Origin of the sequence: Flavobacterium sp. (assembly GCF_040402895.1) — a bacterium.
Lineage (GTDB): Bacteria > Bacteroidota > Bacteroidia > Flavobacteriales > Flavobacteriaceae > Flavobacterium.
On the sequence record NZ_JBBALR010000028.1, the window covers coordinates 1 to 1,612 of the forward strand.

1 protein-coding gene and 1 tRNA gene are annotated in these 1,612 nt (G+C 33.1%); both read left to right on the plus strand.

Annotated features, from left to right (window positions below):
• Positions 1-38 precede the first annotated feature (38 nt).
• Positions 39-1,367 (plus strand): RIP metalloprotease RseP, encoded by a 1,329-nt coding sequence (gene rseP, locus ABWP60_RS09550; protein WP_353151799.1) that lies wholly within the window; start codon positions 39-41, stop codon positions 1,365-1,367.
• 77 nt (positions 1,368-1,444) lie between these two features.
• Positions 1,445-1,518 (plus strand) — tRNA-Asn (locus ABWP60_RS09555).
• Positions 1,519-1,612: the final 94 nt, after the last annotated feature.

The window sequence follows — 1,612 nt, forward strand, 5'->3', positions numbered from 1 at the left end:
ACCTTACTTTTGCTTTTTAAATACAAATCAAAATTACAATGATTCAAGTAGCACAAATACTTTTTATATTATCGGTTTTAGTAATTCTTCATGAATTTGGACACTATATAACAGCAAAAATGTTTAAAATGCGAGTAGAAAAATTCTATTTGTTTATGGACGTTGGCTTTTCATTATTGAAGAAAAAAATCGGCGAAACCGAATGGGGAATTGGTTGGTTGCCATTAGGTGGTTATGTAAAAATTTCTGGAATGATCGATGAAAGTATGGATGCCGATCAAATGAAACAGGAGCCGCAACCTTGGGAATTTCGTTCCAAACCAGCTTGGCAACGTTTAATTGTGATGCTAGGTGGGATAATTGTAAACATACTATTAGCTTGGTTTATTTATACCGTAATGTTTTCTACAGTAGGACAAAAATATATTTCTACAGAGAAAATTCAGAAAAACGGATTGGCTTTTGGCAAAATTGGACAAAGTGTAGGGTTTAAAAACGGAGATAAAATAGTGTCTATTGACGGTACCTTACAACCAAAATTTAATTGGGCGGTAATTGATGTTTTATTGAGTGATGAAGTGATTATAGACAGAAACGGAACCGAAGTTAAATTAAATTTAACTGATGAACAAAAAGGTGAAATTTTAGGTGGCGAAGGGAAAAATTTTATACAACCAAGAATTTCAAAGATTGCTGTCGATTCTGTTACTCCAAAATCTGAAGCGGCTAATGCTAAATTAGCAAAAGGCGATGTAATCCAATCTGTAAACGGCAAACAATTTAGTTATTTTGATGTTTTTGCAGAAGACTTAAAAAGTTTAAAAAACGATTCGATTAATATAGTTGTTGAAAGAAATTCTAAGTTAGTAACGCTAAGAGCAAAAGTTAATAGTGAAGGTAAATTAGGGTTTGTACCTAAAATTCAAGATAAATTTGATTTTCAAATTACAAACAAGCTTTCTTTTAGCGAGTCGGTTTCGGCCGCAGTAAAAGAATCGTATCAACTGTTAGTTTATAATGTGAAACAATTTAAATTGATATTAAAACCTGCAACGGGTGCTTACAAACAGGTTAAAAGTCCAATTGGAATTGCACGTCAATTACCTGATTCGTGGGATTGGGAATTTATTTGGAATTTCACGGCTTTGTTTTCAATAGGTTTAGCCTTTATGAACTTATTACCTATTCCAGGTTTAGATGGCGGACATGCTTTGTTTACTATAGTAGAAATGATTACTGGTAAAAAATTATCAGACAAAGCGGCGGGTTACGTGCAAACGGGAGGAATGATTTTTCTACTCTCCTTAATGGCATTAACGTTTGGAAAAGACATTTATCAGTTGATTTTAGACAAATTAGTAAATTAAAACAAAAAAGTGTTTAAATATTTTTGATAGAATAAAAATTCAATTATATTTGCACTCGCTAAAATAAACATGCAACTTCCTTCTTAGCTCAGTTGGTTAGAGCATCTGACTGTTAATCAGAGGGTCCTTGGTTCGAGCCCAAGAGAGGGAGCAAAAATTTTAGCAAAAACATACTTAACCTATTAGGTTATTCCTTCTTAGCTCAGTTGGTTAGAGCATCTGACTGTTAATCAGAGGGTCCTTGG